This is a genomic window from Plantibacter sp., from assembly GCF_059073635.1.
Genome location: NZ_JCACOF010000001.1, coordinates 84,460 through 102,267, shown reverse-complemented (window position 1 = coordinate 102,267; position 17,808 = coordinate 84,460). Strand labels below are relative to the sequence as shown.

The window sequence follows — 17,808 nt, the reverse complement described above, 5'->3', positions numbered from 1 at the left end:
ACCGTCCGTGCCGTTCCCGACGACCGACCAGGACCGGAGGACCACGTGAGCGCGGAACGACGGAGCGCCAGGCTCGGCGTCGGGATCATCGGGAGTGGTCGCGTCGGCCCGGTCATCGGAGCGGCGCTCGGGGGAGCCGGACATGCGATCGTCGGCATCACCGCGGTGTCGGAGGAGAGCCTCGAACGGGCGAACGCCCTGTTGCCGGATGTGCCGGTGCTCGATCCGACCGAGGTGGTCGAGCGGAGCGAACTCGTCGTCATCGCCGTACCCGATGCGCAACTCGCGTCGTTGGTCGAAGGGCTCGCGGCGGTCGGTGCGTGGCAGCCGGGTCAGCTCGTCGCGCACACCTCGGCTCGGTTCGGGACGGCGGTGCTCGCTCCGGCAGCGCGCGCCGGTGCCATCCCGTTGGCGTTGCACCCCGCGATGGTGTTCACCGGGACGAGCCTCGACCTCGCCCGGCTCCACGAGACGTCGTTCGCCGTGACCGCACCGGCCCCCGTCCAACCGATCGGGCAGGCGCTCGTGGTCGAGATGGGCGCGGAGCCCGTGATCATCGCCGAGGCCGATCGTGCGGCCTACGCCGAAGCGGTGGAGACGGCCGCGAGCTTCTCCCGCGCGGTCGTGCAGCAGTCGACGGCTCTGCTCCAGGACATCGGCGTGGAGAACGCCGGCGGCTTCCTGTCGTCGCTCGTGCGGTCGTCGGTCGACGAGGCGCTGCGCGGGGCGACCACGCCCGACGTCGACGAGCTGCTCTAGCCGGGTGGACGGACCGCCGCCCGCCCACCCGAGTCCGGGCAGGCGGGCGGATCCGAGTCAGCGGACCCGTGTCAGCGGCTGCGGCGGCGACGGATCAGCGCGTCGATCGGCGAGTCGGCCCGGGCCGGCGAGGGTGAGCGCGAGCGACGCGAGCGCGAGCAGCATGACGTACTCGAAGCCACCGTCGGCGGCGTAGAACCCCGCCGGCAGGTGCACGAGCACCATCGCCACGGCCATCGTCACCGCGAGCAGGGCGCCCACGATGCGCGTGCCGAGGCCGACGATGAGCAGCAGGCCACCGACCACCTCGAGCCCGGCGACGACGACCGCCGCGACCTCCGGTGCCGGGATGCCCATGCCTCCGAACCCGGAGGCGACGCCCGGAATGGAGTCGACGAGGAACTTCTGGAGGCCGTGGGCGATGAAGACCACGCCGAGGGCCAGGCGCAGGAGGAGGAGACCGGCGTCGATCCCCGCCTGTCCGCGCGGCGCGGCGGGGGAGGCCGGTACCGGTGGGACGGTGGTGGCTTCACGGTGGTCGGTGTGCTGGTGGTCGGAGAGCGTCGTCATGACGAGCCTTTCGAGTTCGTTTCCGGCGTCGGTGCCCCCGATCGGGACTCCTGTCCTTCGAGCCAAGCACGGCCCGGGTACCCGGCGATGTCCTCCGAATGGTTGTTCGCAGACCCTTGTCAGGGCGTCGATAGCCGGTTCATAGGAAACCGGCCGTGCGCGCGGCCCGCACGGTCCCCGGTAAACTCCAGTGACCGCACGAGGAGAATCCCACCGCATGACTGACACGACGCCAGAGCCGATCGACGACGCAGCAGAGCAGGCAGAGCTCTCCGAGCAGAAGGCCGTCCGGCTCGCGAAGCGCCAGCGCCTCATCGACGAGGCGACGTCGGGTGCCGGTGGCGCCTACCCCGTCACCCTCCCCATCACCGACACGATCCCGGCGGTGCGCGCCCGCTTCGGTGAGCTCCAGCCCGACGAGGCGACGGGCGTCACGGTCGGCGTCGCAGGCCGCGTCGTGCACCTGCGCAACACCGGCAAGCTCTGCTTCGCCAGCCTGCAGTCGGGCGACGGCAGCCGCATCCAGGCGATGGTGAGCCTCGCCAGCGTCGGCGACGAACAGCTCGCCGCTTGGAAGGAACTCGTCGACCTCGGCGACCACGTCTTCGTCTCCGGCGAGGTCATCTCCAGCCGCCGCGGCGAACTGTCGATCATGGTGGCCGAGTGGACCATCGCGGCGAAGGCGATCCTGCCCCTGCCGAACCTCCACAACGAGCTGAACGAGGAGACGCGGGTCCGGAGCCGGTACCTCGACCTCATCGCCCGCGACCAGGCGCGCAAGAACGTGCTCGACCGGGCCAAGACGGTGGCCAGCCTCCGCCAGACCTTCACCGAGCGCGACTTCGTCGAGGTCGAGACGCCGATGCTCCAGGTCATGCACGGTGGAGCCTCGGCCCGCCCCTTCGTCACCCACTCGAACGCGTTCGACACCGAGCTCTACCTGCGCATCGCGCCCGAGCTGTACCTGAAGCGCGCCGTCGTCGGCGGCATCGACCACGTCTACGAGATCAACCGCAACTTCCGCAACGAGGGCGCCGACTCCACGCACAGCCCCGAGTTCGCCATGCTCGAGGCGTACGAGGCCTACGGCGACTACGGCACCATGGCCGACCTCACGCAGACCCTCATCCAGAACGCCGCGCTCGCGACGAGCGGGAGCCACGTCGTCACCTGGGCCGACGGCACGGAGTTCGACCTCGGTGGCGAGTGGGACCGCATCTCGATGTTCGAGAGCCTCTCGGCCGCCGCTGGTGTCGAGATCACGCCGCAGACGCCGATCGAGGAACTCAAGGCGCTCGCCGAGCGTGAGGGCGTCGAGGTCCCGCACCCCATCCACGGCAAGTACGTCGAGGAGCTGTGGGAGCACTTCGTCAAGGGTGGCCTCGAGCGCCCGACCTTCGTCATGGACTTCCCGGTCGACACGAGCCCGCTCGTGCGCGCCCATCGCTCCATCGATGGCGCGGTCGAGAAGTGGGACCTCTACGTCCGCGGCTTCGAGCTCGCCACCGGCTACTCCGAGCTCGTCGACCCGGTCGTGCAGCGCGAACGCTTCATCGAGCAGGCGAAGCTCGCCGCACAGGGCGACGTCGAGGCCATGCGTCTCGACGAGGAGTTCCTGCGTGCGCTCGAGTTCGGGATGCCGCCGTCCGGAGGCATGGGGATGGGCATCGACCGACTCCTCATGGCGCTGACCGGTCTCGGCATCCGCGAGACGATCCTCTTCCCCCTGGTCAAGTAGCGGCCACCCGGCAGCACGACCACCGACAGTCAGGCGCGACGATGAGCATGATGGACCCCGGCGACCACCAGGACCCGAAGAAACAGGGGCCGACGACGGCGCGCATCACCATCTGGATCGTGGTCGGCGGGATCGGCCTGTACCTCGTCGTCAGCGGTCTGTGGGGCGCCCTCGCCGGAGGCTCCTGAGGCCGCTGCGCGCTCGTTCGGCATCGCGCGACCACGTCGTTCCGGTCCCTGAGCGAACCCTCCGGTCCCTGAGCGAACCCTCCGGTCCCTGAGCCTGTCGAAGGGCGGTACGATTGACGAGTGATCGAAGACTACTGGCTCAACGCGCTCTGGTCGCTGCTGCCCACCGTGGTCGTCGGCATCATCTTCTGGGTCGTCATGCGCGCCATCCTGCGGTCCGACCGCAACGAGCGCAAGGCGTACGCGCAGGTCGAGGCGGAGCAGCGCGCGAAGCTCGGTCTCCCGCCGGTCGAGCCCTCCGCCCCTCGCGAGGTCTGACCCGCCCGTATCACGTGGCGATGTCGCCCCACAGCTGTCCGGCATGGTCAGTAGGCTGGAGCCTCGGCAGCTGAGCGGATGGGCGACATGACGATCGAGTTCTCCTGGAACTGGCTGGGCATCACGGCCCTCGTCCTGGACTTCATCATCCGTGTCATCGCGGTGATCGTCGTCCCGCGCAACCGGCGCCCGACCGCGGGGATGGCCTGGCTGCTCGCGATCTTCCTCATCCCGTACGTCGGTGTCATCGCCTTCCTCCTCATCGGCAACCCGAAACTCCCACGGGTGCGCCGGCGGAAGCAGTACGACATCAACGTCTACATCCGCCAGACGACCCGCGACCTCGTCAAGGCGAACCTGACGTCGAACGCCCCGGCCTGGTTCCGGTCGGTCGTGACGCTCAACCGCAACCTCGGGTCGATGCCGCTGCAGGGCGGGAACACCGCGAGTCTCATCGGTGACTACGAGGCCTCGCTCCACGCCATGGCCGACGAGGTCGACCGTGCCGAGCAGTTCGTGCACGTCGAGTTCTACATCCTCACCTGCGACCGCACCACGAAGCCGTTCTTCGACGCGCTCGAGCGCGCGGTGGCCCGCGGCGTCACGGTCCGGGTGCTGCTCGACCACTTCGCGAGCTGGCGGACCCCCGACTACAAGCACACGCTGAAACGCCTCACCGCGATGGGTGCCCAGTGGGCGCTCATGCTGCCGCTCCAACCGTTCAAGGGCAAGTTCCAACGTCCCGACCTCCGGAACCACCGCAAGATGGTGATCGTCGACGGCGCGGTCGCGTTCATGGGCTCGCAGAACATGATCGACCGGAGTTACAACAAGCCGGGCAACATCAAGCGGGGTCTCCAGTGGCAGGAGCTCATGACGCGGGTGGAGGGCCCCGGGGTCGCGGGGATCAACACGATCTTCCTGAGCGACTGGTACAGCGAGACGGGCGACGTGCTCTCCCACGAGGTCGGCCTGCTCGAGGCCCGACCGGTTGGCGACCTCGAGCTGCAGGTCGTGCCGAGCGGGCCGGGGTTCGACGGCGACAACAACCTCAAGCTGTTCCTCACCCTCATCTACGCGGCGCAGCGGCGCATCGTCATCACGAGTCCGTACTTCGTGCCTGACGAGTCGTTGCTCGCAGCGGTCACGACGGCGGTCCAGCGTGGTGTGCCGGTCGACCTGTTCGTCTCGGAGATCGGCGACCAGGCGATGGTCTGGCACGCGCAGCGCTCCTACTACGAGGCGCTCCTGCGAGCCGGCGTGCGGATCTTCCAGTACCCGGCGCCGTACATCCTCCACGCGAAGCACTTCACGATCGACGACGACGTCGCCGTGATCGGGTCGAGCAACATGGACATGCGTTCCTTCGGTCTCAACCTGGAGGTCTCGCTCATGGTCCGCGGGCGCGAGTTCGTTCAGGAGATGCGCGGCGTCGAGGACGGGTACCGGGAGATCAGCAAGGAACTGACGCTCGCGGAATGGTTGAAGCAGCCCCTCCGGTCGACGGTGCTCGACAACCTCGCCAGATTGACGTCCGCGCTGCAGTAACTGATATGTGTTGTTTTCAACAGATATATCTGTCTGATATTCTCGCAGGGTTCACCCCCTCGAGAAAGCGACTCCATGTCACTTCTGTTCTCCCCGCCACGCGCACTCGCGGCCTGCACCGCCGTTGCGGCAGCAGCGGTGATCGGCTTCGGCGCGATCGTGCCTGCGTCGGCCGCGACCGATCCGCCGACGACCGACGACACCTCGTCGGCGTCTCCCGAGGCGCCGACGGCGCCCGACCAGGCGCCCGCAGCTCCGACGGCGGTGACGCCTGACGCCGGTCCACTGACGCTGTTGACCAAGCTGCAGCGCACGGTCACGGGTACGGCTCCCTTCGACGACGATGCAGGGCCCGGTCGCGACATCAGCGGCGAGGATCTCATCGTCCGCTCGCACGACACGGTGTCCTATCGCATCGAGGTCCAGGTGAACGGCACGGCCCAGGACGGTGTCGTGACGATCCGTCAGGAGCTCCCCGGCGGCATGACGTGGCCTGCCGTCGGGTCCCTACCCGGCTACTGCGGCGACGGTTCGGTCGTGAGCGATGATGCGCGCACCGTCGACTGCGTCGTGCACGACGTCGCGCCGAACTCCGTGTCGACCTACGACCTGATCGCCTCCGCCAGCACGGCACTGCCCGACGGAACCGTCCTGCCGGCTCCGGCGGACGCCATCCAGGTGTCGGCCGCCGACGCGACGAGTGGGCAGGCCGCGTCTTCGACGGTGACGCCGGACGACCTCGTCATGAGCACGGGTCCCCGCCTCAATCTCGGCGTCAAGCGGCACACCACCGACCAGGTCGCGGTCAACGCGGAGGGGGTCAGGGGGTACCGCGTGTACTTCGACACGTTCCTCGACCTCGCCGACTACAACGCAGCGGGCGGACTCGGCGCACGGGGCCAGTCGGCCATCGTCGGCGACGTGACGTTCGACATCGACCTGTCCGACTTCAGCGACCATGCCGAAGCCGTCGATCTGGCCGGGCAGCGGTGCGCGCTGAACCCCTACGACGGCAGTGCGTTCCCCTGGAGCGCCGGCGGTGCGGAGAACAGCGTCACCGACTCGGGCACCTGGACGTGCACGCCCGATGCGGCGAATCCCGCAGCTGATCCACGTGGTCGTCTCGGGTGCCGACCTCAGCGCGGATCACATCCCGACGAAGACCGCGGCCGGTGCCAACATCACCACTCGGGGCTACGTCGCGATCGGCAAGTTCGCGGTCTTCGTGCCGCACACCGACGTCCCGTCCGACGGGAGTATCGACTCGCTCGTCACCCTGCGCGACCTCGTGGCGTTCGGTGAGAACGCAGCCGGTGAGCCCATCGCGAATCCGTGCGGAGCCGCTGACCGACAACACCGTGACGACGCGCCTCACCCGACGCGTGGGTGCCGGGCCACAGCACGCGGTATCTCGACAGTGCGTCCAACCTCACCAAGGTCCCCGGCCAGAGCACGGTCGGTTCCGGAGACGGCCCGGTCGACCAGCGGGCCAGACCTTCGTCGCACTACACGGCCGTCATCAACTCCTCGGTCGACGGCGCCGATGGACGGGCGCGATCGTGTGCCAGGTCTTCGACCCCAAGACCCAGTTCGTCGCGACCGACGGGTGCCGAGCGGCTCCTCCGGTCACCGTCCGCGCGAGCGGGGCTGCCGACGGGACTTCAACCCGAGTCAGGTCATCGTCGAGTACGGCACGACGTCCGGTCGTCGGACGCCACCGCCGACGACGAGACCCGCTGGAGCGGCCTCGACGCCGCGACCTGCGACGACTCAGACGACACCTGGACCGCGAACTGGCAGTCGCTCGATCTCGAGGCAGGTCACGCGGGTGCGCTACCGTCCCGTCGGCGGCGATGTTGTCCGGCGGGAGCGCAGTTCAACGCGGTCGCTCACGCTGCAGCTCCGCGATGGTCTGCCGGTCGGCGAGACCATCGACGCAGACCTACTCGGTGAAGTCGACCTCGATGTACAGCGACGGACGCCGATGCGCTCGACCCACTGGATCGAGGACGCCTGGTACCACGGGAAGTACAATCCGGTGCAGTCGACGAACAAGGACTTCCCCCGTGGAGACCGCCTCCTCGTCTCGGAGGGGTCCGTCGCCATCGCCAAGCGCGCGATCGCGCCCGCCGTCGACGCCGGATCGCCGGCGCACGTCGCCTCAGGCGAGCGCGTGCAGTTCGAACTGACCCCGCAGATCGCCAGCAAGTCCGGTCTCGCCGACGCCGCGCGCGACGTCGTCGTGGTCGACCGACTCCCGAAGGGGCTCGCCTTACGACCCTGCAGACGTCTCCAGTCCGCTCCGGACTCGGTGCAGGTGACCGCGGAGGACGGCACGTACCGAGCTCACCTGGTCGTTCGAGCGGATCGACCGCGGGAGCGAGCCGGTCATCACCTACTGGGCCAAGACCGACTCGACGATCGTCGGCGACCTCGTCAACCAGGTCATCGTCTCGAGCTCCGACGATCCGTCGTCCCTCGAGGAGATCCCGGCCTCCCCGACGATCGTCCGACGCGCACTACTCGCGTCAGACGGTCTCGCTCAGTGCCCCCGGCGGGCTGCGCATCGAGAAGTCGGTGGCACAGCAGGTGGTCGAGTCCGGCGACGACCTCGATTACACGGTCGCGTTCGCGAACATGAACGCCGACACCCCGCAGCAGGGCGCCTCGTCGATCGACGTGCTGCCCTACGCCGGTGATGCACGCTCGTCGTCCGTCGAGGGCGTGCTGGCAGCAGCGGTCGAGGCACCGTCCGGTGTCACGGTCCGGTACACGGACGCCGATCCGGCGGCCGTCGCCGCGGCATCCGTCGTCGACGGCAGTGCCGGATACGGTGAGCTCCCGGCCGGTTCGGCCTGGTGCACCGCGTCCGAGCTCGGCGCCGAGGGCTGTGCCACGTCCTTCGCCGACGTCACCGCGATCCGGATGGACGTCGATTCGCTCGCGGCCCTGGAGCGCGTCGAGGTCCGGTACACCCTCGTCTCACAGGGTGCGCCGAGCGGTGCCACCTTCTCGAACGACGCGACCGTCCGCTCGGCGACCCAGACCCTGGGGGCCCGGTCGCCGCTCGTGAGCACCCGCGTGGTGTCCTCGTCGATCGGTCAGCGTCTGTGGTGGGACACGAACGAGGACGGTCTCGACAACGACGGCCCGGAGGGGGCGCCCGGTGAGGGCGTCGCCGACGTGCCCATGCACCTGTCCGGAGTCGACAAGTTCGGTGAAGTCGTCGAGGCCGAGACGGTGACCGACTCGACCGGCTCCTACCGGTTCTCGGGTCTCGTGTCCGGTGAATACGCGATCGTCGTGGACGTCCCGGCGAACGCGGGTGTGACCACCTTCCGCGTCGGCGACGACGACCTGCTGAACTCCGCCGTGGACACCGCTGCGGGCGTGATGGAGGACATCACGATCGTCGATCCCTCACCCACTGGTGCGGACGGTGAGGACCTGACCTGGAACGGTGGGCTGGTCGTCGGAGCCGAGCCCCCGGTTGCGCCCGTGGATCCGCCCGGCATCCCGAAGGTGGACGACGCTGCCGCGAAGACCGCCCGCGGCGACCTGGCCGACACCGGTACGGCGTGGGTGTTCGCGGGGGCCGTGACGGCCGCGCTACTCCTGGCGATCGGAGCCGGTCTCGTCCTCGCCCGCCGTCGTCGGATGGAGCCGGAGGCGACAACGGCCGAGTGATCGCATCGAAGGGGGTCGACCGCATCGCGGTCGGCCCCCTTCGTCATGCTTCGAACGGATGGCCCGTTCCCGACAGGCGTCCTATATCGCATCGACATTCGAATATCCCACATATCAGTCGACCAATTTGTGTATCGTGTGACCGCCCCCTCTCCTCCAGAAGGTCGGACCCACGTGAACACCATCCTCTTCCGCAGGGCGCTCGGCGCCCTGTCCATCGTCGCCGTCACCGGCGGCGCCATGCTGCCGGTCACGGCACCGGACACCACCTCGACTCCCGCTGCCGCCTCGACCCAGGCGCTCGGCCTCAACACCTCGCTGCAGCGCACCGCCACCGGGAGCGTTCCCTTCGATCCGGCGCCCGGTCCGGGGCTCGACGTCTCACCCGACGACGCGGTGCTGCGGTCCCACGACGCCGTGACGTACACGATCGAGGCGCAGCTGCGCGGGGCCGCCCGCGACAACCGGGTGGTCGTCCGACAGCGGCTGCCCGAAGGGTTGCAGTGGCCCACCGTCGATCAGTTGCCGGGGTACTGCGTCGCCGGATCGACGGTCAGTCCCGACCGCGCCGTCCTCGACTGCGTCCGCTCCGACGTCCTCCCGAACTCGGTGAGCGCCATCGAGCTCACTGCGATGCTCACCACCGCGCCGGCGAACGGCACCGTCATCAGCGCGCCGCAGGACGGTATCGAGATCATCGCCGCCGACGCCGCCGACGGGTCCGAGATCCGGGCCAGCACGACCGCACCGGATCTGGTGGTGAGCAGCGGCCCGCGCGTCAACGTCGGCGTCCGACGGGGGCCGGTCGTCGACGGCGTGCAGGAGCAGGACGGCACCGTGGGTTGGTACATCGCACACGACACCTACCTCTCGATCACCGATTTCGGCACCGATGAGGGACGCGGCGCCCGCGGATCCGGGAACGTCGTGGGCGACGTCACCTTCGTCATCGATCTCAACGGGTATCCAGCCGGCGCGCGGCTCGCGACCGTCAACCCTGAGGGGAGGCCAGTGCCGCAGAGCTGTCTCACCGGGGCCTTCGACTCCGCGGTCTTCCCGAAGGCGGCGGGCGGAGGCGACGACGCGGTCTCGGATTCCGGGACCTGGACCTGCGAGCCGGCAGCCGACGGCCGTTCCGTCCTCGTCACGGTCAGTGGGGCCGACCTGAGCGGCGACCACATCCCCTCGCGGTCCGCTTCCGGCTCCGCGATCACGGCGCAGGGCTACCTCGCCATTGGACGATTCGGCGTGTTCGTGCCCGAGGACGACGTCCCGGCGAACGGCGCCCTGCCCGTGCGGCTGGACCTCGCCGATCTCCGCGTGACGGGTGTCGCCGCCGACGGGACGCCCCTGCCGAACGCTCCGGAGCCGCTGGCGGACAACGGCGCCACCGCGACGATCGCGCAGCGCACCGGCGGCGGAGACCACGCGAGCCGGTACTCGGACCGCCGGACCGACAACCGCATGGTGCCCGGACAGAGCACGGCCGGCTCCGGCGACGGGCCTGTCGCCGGCGGCCAGCGGTTCGAGCAGACCGTCGCCTGGAACAACACCACGACGAGCCCCCTGACCGGCGCCGTGCTCTGCGCGGTGTTCGACCCGGCCACCCAGCAGGTCGGTGAGCGTCCCGGCGGTGGAGACCCTGCGGAGTTCCGCTCAACCGCCGGGGCCGTGATCGTCGAGTACGGGACGACGCCCAGCGTCGACGCCGCGGCCGACGCCGAGACCCGGCAGGCGCAGATGGATGCGACCACCTGCGACGACGCCGACGACACCTGGATCTCCGACCCGTCACTCGTCGACACCGACGACATCACGAAGGTCCGTCTTCGTCCCGTCGACGGCGAGCTCCCTCCTCGCACGAGCGTGACCCTGTGGGTGCAACTGCAGGCCGAACAGGGCCTCGACGTGGGCACCATGATCACCGAGACCTACAGCATCAAGTCCTCCGGCAACGGTCCGGACCGGGAGTCGGCGACCGCCTGGGTCGAGGACGGATGGTGGCACGGCCGGTACCGCGCGTCCGAGGGCAACGCACAGTACCCCCGTGGCGATCAGCTGGTCGCCGCGAACGCGGCGGTCACGCTCAACAAGCGGGCCACCTCGCCGGAGGTCGCGCCTGGCGCGCCGGCACCGATCGCGGCTGGCTCACCCATCACCTTCGAGGTGCGTCCGCAGATCATCACCCCCGACGGGGTGGCCGATCGAGCCGACGCCGTGACGGTCACGGACTCCCTGCCGGCCGGATTCCTCTTCGACGAGGGTTCGGCGACCCCGGCGGCCACGACCGTGGTCCCGCAGGCGGACGGCAGCACGCTCCTCACCTGGGACCTCGGGCGGATCCGACAGGGAGCCGAGCCGGTGATCGCCTACACCGCGGTCTCGGACCGGTTCTCCGTCGGACAGTTCCTCAATCGTGCGATCGTCGCGAGTCCGGACGACCCGGGGTCCCTGACGGACTTCCCCGCGGAGCCAGGACGACTCGACTCCCACTACTCCTGGCAGTCGATGGTGGTCACCACCCCATCCGGACTGCAGATCGACAAGCACGTGGCCCGGTCCGTCGTCGAGTTCGGCGACGCGGTCGAGGTCGACGTCGTCTTCGGGAACATGAGCGCCGGGGCCGTGCAGCGCGAGGTGCGGATGATCGACGTCCTCCCGTACCCGGGCGACGAACGTGGCTCGACCGGGCAGGGCGTCCTGGCGGGTCCGGCCTCGTCGGACGGAGCGGACCTCCGCTACACGGCGGCCCCCGGTGATGCGGTCGCGAGCAACGTCGACCCCGTCGTCGACGACGGCTTCGGCACCCTGCCGGACGGAGCGCGGTGGTGCGCGGCGGACGAATTCGGCATGACCGGGTGCCCGGCGTCCATCGCAGAGGCGACCGCGATCGAGGCCACCGTCGCCGAGCTCGCGCCGTTCGCGCCGGTGGTCGTCGACTACGAGCTGACGACCACCGGTGCCGCGGTCGACGCCCGGTTCGTGAACGACGCCGTCGTGCACTCCGCGACGCAATCGCTCGGCGCACAATCGCCCCAGGTCGCGGCTCAGCTGGTGAGCTCGGCGCTCGGCGAACGCATCTGGTGGGATCTCGACGCGAACGGGCTCGACGACGACGGGCTCGACGGGACGCCGGGGCCCGGTGTCGCAGACGTCGAGCTCGAACTGACCGGCACCGACAAGCGCGGGGAGCCGGTCACCCGGACCGTCACGACCGACGCCGACGGGCAGTACCGGTTCGATGCGCTCCGTTCCGGTGCCTACCGGATCGACGTGCGACTCCCGGACGACCTGATGGCCGACGCCACGTCGCCTCGGGTCGGCGACGACGATCTCCGGAACTCCGCGATCGACCCGGCGGAGTGGGTCATGCCGGACATCGTGATCGCGGACCCGTCGCCGAACGGAACCGACGGCGAGGACCTCCGTTGGAACGGCGGTCTCATCGCGACCGAGCCCGGGACCGGCCCGGATCCGGAGGGGCCGGGCGCGACGCCGGGTGCACCGGAGGCCACGACCGGCCGGGACACCGCGAGTCCGCTCGCCGTCACCGGCGCCGGGCTCACGACCGGCGCGCTCCTCGCGGCCGGCCTGCTCGTCGTCGCCGGTCTGCTCGTCCTCGCGCTGCGGCGGACGCGACGCCTCGTCGCATCGGAGCAGCCGACGGACGGCCCGGTCACGACCGAGTGACGAGGCCGTGAGTCGGGCCGCGGGATCGAGGTCCCGCGGCCCGACCCGGCTCCGAATGTCCGCAGAATCGACCCCGGATCGAGGGGTGGGCGCTCCCTATACTGGGGTCAAGTCAGGCCCACGACGGCGTCGCCTGCTCCCGGTCGACCCTTCGCCTGACGCGATCGAAGGAGGCATCAGTGCACCACACCGATATTCCGACCCGCTCCGACATCGTCGAGCTCGCGACCGCCCGAGAAGCGTCGAGCGTGTCGATCTACCTCGAGACGAGCACCAACCCCGCGGACACGAGCCACATCCGGCTCGACCTGAAGAACCAGGTGAAACAGGCCGTCGAACAGTTGGCGTCGGCCGGGGCGGACCGCACCGACGTCAGCCGGTTCACCGACGAGATCGATCGGCTCCTCGAAGACCCCGACTTCCTGCGGTACCTGTCGTCGAGCCTCGCGATCTTCGTGAGCCCGTCGACGACCAGGTACTTCCGCGTGCCCAACGTCCTGCGCTCGTGCAACGAGGTCTCCGACCGCTTCTACATCAAGCCGCTCATGCGCGCCCTCACGTTCCCGCAATCCGCCTACGTGCTCGCCCTGGCGCAGAGCGGCGTGCGGCTCGTCGCCGTGGCACGGGACCTCCCGGCGACGAGCATCGAACTGGACATCCCCGACGACGTCGCGGCGGCCGCCCACGTGGACTCCATCCGTGGGCGTGGATCGAACGGTCGGGAGCAGCTCGGACGCATCCAGGGGTCGGAGGGCCAGAAGATCCGGATGCAGGAGTATGCGCAGGTGATCGACAAGGCGCTCGCCCCTATCCTCGCGAATTCGAAGGAGCCGTTGATCCTCGCCGGAGCCGAGCCGATGACCGGAATCTTCCGATCGGTGTGCACCTCGAAGCAGTTGGTGAAGCCCGAGATCGAGGGCAATCAGCAGGAGCGCTCGGACGAGCAGCTCGCCGCGGCGGCCCGCCCGATCCTCGACGAGCTGTACGCCGCCGAACTGCACGCGCTGTGCGAGGAGTTCGGCACCCGCGCGTCGAACGGCCGTGCCGTGACCGACCTCGGCGACGTGGCACGCGCCGCGACGGCGAACGCGGTCGACACCCTGTTCGTCGACATCGACAGCAACCTGCCGGGCACGGTCGACGAGACCACCGGTGTCGTCACCCTCGCCGACGACGCCGACGCGACGAACTACGGCGTGATCGACGAGATCCTCCGCCGGGCGCTGCTCTCCGACGCCCGGATCCTCGCCGTCCGCGCCGACGACGTCCCCGGTGGGGGCGCCCTCGCGGCGACCGTCCGGTTCCCGGTCTGACCGAGCCGCGATCCTCCGACACCCGCAGCGCACGTGCCCGGTGCACGTGCGCTGCGGCGTTCCCGGTGGCCGCGCATCACGCCCACGGCGAACAGGGGCGAAGAGAGCTGCGGCGGTCGTTACGCTCCTACTAACGGCATCACCACCCTGCCCGGTGCCGGAGGAGAGTGATCATGTTCGAGAGATTCACCGACCGTGCGCGTCGTGTCGTCGTCCTGGCCCAGGAAGAGGCCAAGATGCTCAACCACAACTACATCGGGACCGAGCACATCCTGCTCGGCCTCATCCACGAGGGAGAAGGAGTCGCCGCCAAGGCGCTCGAGTCCCTCGGGATCTCCCTCGATGCCGTGCGCGAGCAGGTCACCGACATCATCGGCACCGGCCAGCAGCAGCCGACGGGACACATCCCGTTCACGCCGCGCGCCAAGAAGGTGCTGGAGCTGAGCCTGCGCGAAGCGCTGCAGCTCGGCCACAACTACATCGGCACGGAGCACATCCTGCTCGGCCTCATCCGCGAGGGCGAGGGCGTCGCAGCCCAGGTCCTCGTGAAGCTGGGTGCCGACCTCAACCGCGTGCGCCAGCAGGTCATCCAGCTGCTGTCCGGCTACCAGGGCAAGGAAGCAGCCCCGGTCGGCGGCAACCAGAGTGAGCAGCAGGCACAGGGCGGGTCGCAGATCCTCGACCAGTTCGGCCGTAACCTCACGCAGGCCGCGCGCGACAACAAGCTCGACCCGGTCATCGGTCGCGACAAGGAGATGGAGCGGGTCATGCAGATCCTCTCCCGTCGCTCGAAGAACAACCCGGTCCTCATCGGTGAGCCCGGCGTCGGCAAGACCGCCGTCGTCGAGGGTCTCGCCCAGGCGATCGTCAAGGGCGATGTCCCGGAGACGCTGAAGGACAAGCAGCTGTACTCGCTCGACCTCGGCTCGCTCATCGCCGGCAGCCGCTACCGCGGTGACTTCGAGGAGCGCCTGAAGAAGGTCACCAAGGAGATCCGCACCCGCGGCGACATCATCGTCTTCATCGACGAGATCCACACCCTCGTGGGTGCCGGTGCCGCCGAAGGCGCGATCGACGCGGCCTCCATCCTCAAGCCGCTGCTCGCTCGCGGTGAGCTCCAGACCATCGGTGCCACCACGCTCGACGAGTACCGCAAGCACTTCGAGAAGGACGCCGCACTCGAGCGTCGCTTCCAGCCGATCCAGGTCATGGAGCCGTCGCTGCCCCACACGATCAACATCCTCAAGGGGCTGCGCGACCGGTACGAGGCACACCACAAGGTGTCCATCACCGACGGCGCGCTCGTCTCGGCGGCGAACCTCGCCGACCGGTACATCTCCGACCGCTTCCTGCCCGACAAGGCCATCGACCTGATCGACGAGGCCGGTGCACGCCTGCGTCTGTCGATCCTCTCGAGCCCCCCGGAGCTGCGCGAGTTCGACGACAAGATCGCCGGCGTCCGCGAGGCCAAGGAGACGGCCATCGAGGAGCAGGACTTCGAGAAGGCGGCGTCGCTCCGCGACGAGGAGAAGAACCTCCTCGGCGAGCGTCTTCGCCTCGAGAAGCAGTGGCGCTCGGGCGACGTCAAGACGACCGCCGAGGTCGACGAGGGTCTGATCGCCGAGGTCCTCGCCCAGGCGACCGGCATCCCCGTCTTCAAGCTCACGGAAGAGGAGTCCTCGCGACTCGTCTTCATGGAGAAGGCGCTGCACCAGCGGGTCATCGGTCAGGAGGAGGCCATCTCGGCGCTCTCCAAGACCATCCGCCGCACGCGTGCCGGCCTCAAGGACCCGAAGCGTCCCTCGGGCTCGTTCATCTTCGCCGGCCCCACGGGTGTCGGTAAGACCGAGCTCGCGAAGGCGCTCGCCGAGTTCCTGTTCGACGACGAAGGCGCGCTGATCTCCCTCGACATGTCGGAGTACGGCGAGAAGCACACGGTCTCGCGACTGTTCGGTGCTCCTCCCGGGTTCGTCGGCTTCGAAGAGGGCGGCCAGCTCACCGAGAAGGTGCGTCGCAAGCCGTTCAGCGTCGTGCTCTTCGACGAGATCGAGAAGGCCCACCCCGACATCTTCAACTCGCTCCTCCAGATCCTGGAAGAGGGCCGGTTGACGGATGGTCAGGGTCGCGTCGTCGACTTCAAGAACACCGTCATCATCATGACCACCAACCTCGGTGCTCGTGACATCGCCGGTGGTCCGGTCGGCTTCCAGATCGAGGGCAACGCCTCGACCGGGTACGACATCATGCGCGGCAAGGTGAACGAGGAGCTGAAGAAGCACTTCAAGCCCGAGTTCCTGAACCGTGTCGACGACATCATCGTGTTCCCGCAGCTGTCGAAGCCGGAGCTCCTGCAGATCGTGGACCTGTTCACGAAGCGTCTCTCGGAGCGTCTGCTCGACCGCGACATGACGATCGAGCTCACGCTGCCGGCGAAGGAGCGCCTCATCGAGGTCGGCTTCGACCCGACCCTCGGTGCTCGTCCGCTGCGTCGTGCGATGCAGCGCGAGGTCGAGGACCAGCTCAGCGAGCAGATCCTCCACGGCGAGCTCAACGCCGGCGACCACGTGCACGTCGACTTCGTGAACGGCGCGTTCGCCTTCACGACCTCGGCTCGTGGTGAGTCGGTCGGTGCCGGCGTCAACGCGCAGGCGTCGCTCGGTACGGGTTCGGCCACGCCGGACCTCGCCATCACGGGCGAGTAGTCCCGAGTCACCGAAGGCCCCCACTCCGCGGAGTGGGGGCCTTCGTCGTGTCTGGGCGTGTTCGTTCGCCCATCTTCGGGCGCGCGAGCACTGGAGCGCCCGAACCTGGGCGAGCGAACGGTGGCGGTCAGCCGAGGCGGTCGAGGTAGCGGAGGATGATGCCCTCGCGGAGCGCCCACGGGGAGACGTCGAGCTCGCGGACGCGGAAGGCGGCCATCGCCTCGGACAGGACGATGCCGCCGGCGACGATCTGGAAGGTCCGGTCGGCGGTGATCCCGGGGAGCGCGGGGCGGGCCTCAGCCGGAATGCGGGCGAGCCGGGGGATCCAGTCGTCGAGCTGGCTGCGCCGGAGCAGCGACCGTTCGGTGCCACCGATGCCGTCGGCCACCGATCCTGCGAGGCGTGCGAGGGAGCGGATGGTCTTGGACGACCCGACGACGTGATGGGCGTCGGGCTCCTCGGCGAACGCGGGGAGTGCTGCGGTGAGCACCTCGCGGGCGTGCAGGCGGAGTGCCTCCTGCTGTGCGGCGGTCGGCGGGTCGTCGTGGAGGAAGCCGACGGTGGAGCGGCCGGCGCCGAGCGGGAGGGAGATCGCGACATCGGGGTACTCGTCGCCGCCGGCCGCGATCTCGAGTGAGCCGCCGCCGATGTCGAGGAGGAGCATCTCGCCGGCCGACCAGCCGTACCAGCGGCGGACGGCGAGGAAGGTGAGCTTCGCCTCGTCGTCACCGGAGAGGACCTGCAGGGCGATGCCGGTCCGTTCCTCGACGAGGGCGAGGACCTCCGGCCCGTTCGTCGCCTCACGGATGGCCGAGGTCGCCATCGAGAGGAGCTCGTCGAGGCCGCTCTCGCGGGCGATCGCTGCGGCTGCACCGATCGACTCGAGGATGACCGCGACGCCCTCATCGCTGATCGATCCATCCGGCGTGAGGTATCGCATGAGTCGCAGCACCGACTTGTGCGACGACTGGGGGATCGGCCGTGCTCCCGGGTGGGCGTCGACGATGAGCAGGTGGACGGTGTTCGATCCCACGTCGAGGACTCCGAGTCGCATGCGCTCACAGTACTGCCTGCCCGCCCGGGTCTGCTGTGGTGGTCGCCAGCGCGGTGCGCTGACGTGAGCGCGGGTCCAGCGCGTGAGCGCGGGTCTCCGGAGGGGGCGCCCACGCCTGACCGCGGGAGGCCATACCGCGCCACTCGCGTCAGCGCACCGCGCTGACGCCCACACCTCCGCTCGCGTCAGCGCACCGCACTGGCCGGGGGGGGACCTCGGGAGGGCGCAAGGCCGCGCGACC

At 69.4% G+C, this 17,808-nt stretch carries 12 protein-coding genes; 10 read left to right on the top strand and 2 right to left on the bottom strand.

Going from position 1 to position 17,808, the window contains the following annotated elements:
• Positions 1–45 precede the first annotated feature (45 nt).
• Positions 46–759, top strand: coding sequence for a Rossmann-like and DUF2520 domain-containing protein (locus tag AC5JOC_RS00440; protein ID WP_124768742.1), 714 nt, complete (start codon positions 46–48; stop codon positions 757–759).
• A 57-nt stretch (positions 760–816) separates the two neighbouring features.
• Here AC5JOC_RS00440 and AC5JOC_RS00435 read toward each other — a convergent pair whose 3' ends face one another.
• Positions 817–1,329 (bottom strand): DoxX family protein, encoded by a 513-nt coding sequence (locus AC5JOC_RS00435; RefSeq protein WP_494244824.1) that lies wholly within the window; start codon positions 1,327–1,329, stop codon positions 817–819.
• A 217-nt stretch (positions 1,330–1,546) separates the two neighbouring features.
• On the opposite strand from AC5JOC_RS00435, the gene lysS reads away from it, so the two are divergent.
• The 9 genes from lysS (at position 1,547) to AC5JOC_RS00390 (ending at position 16,513) form a co-directional block, all read left to right on the top strand.
• Positions 1,547–3,067, top strand: coding sequence for a lysine--tRNA ligase (gene lysS, locus AC5JOC_RS00430; protein ID WP_274499458.1), 1,521 nt, complete (start codon positions 1,547–1,549; stop codon positions 3,065–3,067).
• A 41-nt stretch (positions 3,068–3,108) separates the two neighbouring features.
• The gene (locus AC5JOC_RS00425; RefSeq protein WP_153303387.1) at positions 3,109–3,255 is read left to right on the top strand and encodes a hypothetical protein; all 147 of its coding nucleotides are present in this window, start codon (positions 3,109–3,111) and stop codon (positions 3,253–3,255) included.
• A 120-nt stretch (positions 3,256–3,375) separates the two neighbouring features.
• Positions 3,376–3,573, top strand: coding sequence for a hypothetical protein (locus tag AC5JOC_RS00420; RefSeq protein WP_194718988.1), 198 nt, complete (start codon positions 3,376–3,378; stop codon positions 3,571–3,573).
• 78 nt (positions 3,574–3,651) lie between these two features.
• On the top strand, positions 3,652–5,121 hold the full coding sequence (gene cls / locus AC5JOC_RS00415; protein ID WP_137242235.1) for a cardiolipin synthase: 1,470 nt from the start codon (positions 3,652–3,654) through the stop codon (positions 5,119–5,121).
• 75 nt (positions 5,122–5,196) lie between these two features.
• Positions 5,197–6,423 (top strand): hypothetical protein, encoded by a 1,227-nt coding sequence (locus AC5JOC_RS00410; protein ID WP_494244821.1) that lies wholly within the window; start codon positions 5,197–5,199, stop codon positions 6,421–6,423.
• Between the two features lie 1,275 nt (positions 6,424–7,698).
• The gene (locus AC5JOC_RS00405) at positions 7,699–8,808 is read left to right on the top strand and encodes an SdrD B-like domain-containing protein (protein WP_494244820.1); all 1,110 of its coding nucleotides are present in this window, start codon (positions 7,699–7,701) and stop codon (positions 8,806–8,808) included.
• 174 nt (positions 8,809–8,982) lie between these two features.
• Entirely contained in the window at positions 8,983–12,498 is a 3,516-nt protein-coding gene (locus AC5JOC_RS00400; protein WP_494244818.1) for an SdrD B-like domain-containing protein, read from the top strand.
• Between the two features lie 179 nt (positions 12,499–12,677).
• Positions 12,678–13,811, top strand: coding sequence for a baeRF11 domain-containing protein (locus AC5JOC_RS00395; protein WP_079705167.1), 1,134 nt, complete (start codon positions 12,678–12,680; stop codon positions 13,809–13,811).
• Between the two features lie 173 nt (positions 13,812–13,984).
• Positions 13,985–16,513 carry an ATP-dependent Clp protease ATP-binding subunit gene (locus AC5JOC_RS00390; RefSeq protein ID WP_064294324.1) on the top strand — a complete coding sequence of 843 codons (2,529 nt, stop codon included), beginning with the start codon at positions 13,985–13,987 and terminating at the stop codon, positions 16,511–16,513.
• Positions 16,514–16,640: 127 nt separating this feature from the next.
• On the opposite strand, the gene AC5JOC_RS00385 is transcribed toward AC5JOC_RS00390, so the two are convergent.
• On the bottom strand, positions 16,641–17,567 hold the full coding sequence (locus tag AC5JOC_RS00385; protein WP_064294323.1) for a Ppx/GppA phosphatase family protein: 927 nt from the start codon (positions 17,565–17,567) through the stop codon (positions 16,641–16,643).
• Between the last annotated feature and the right edge of the window lie 241 nt (positions 17,568–17,808).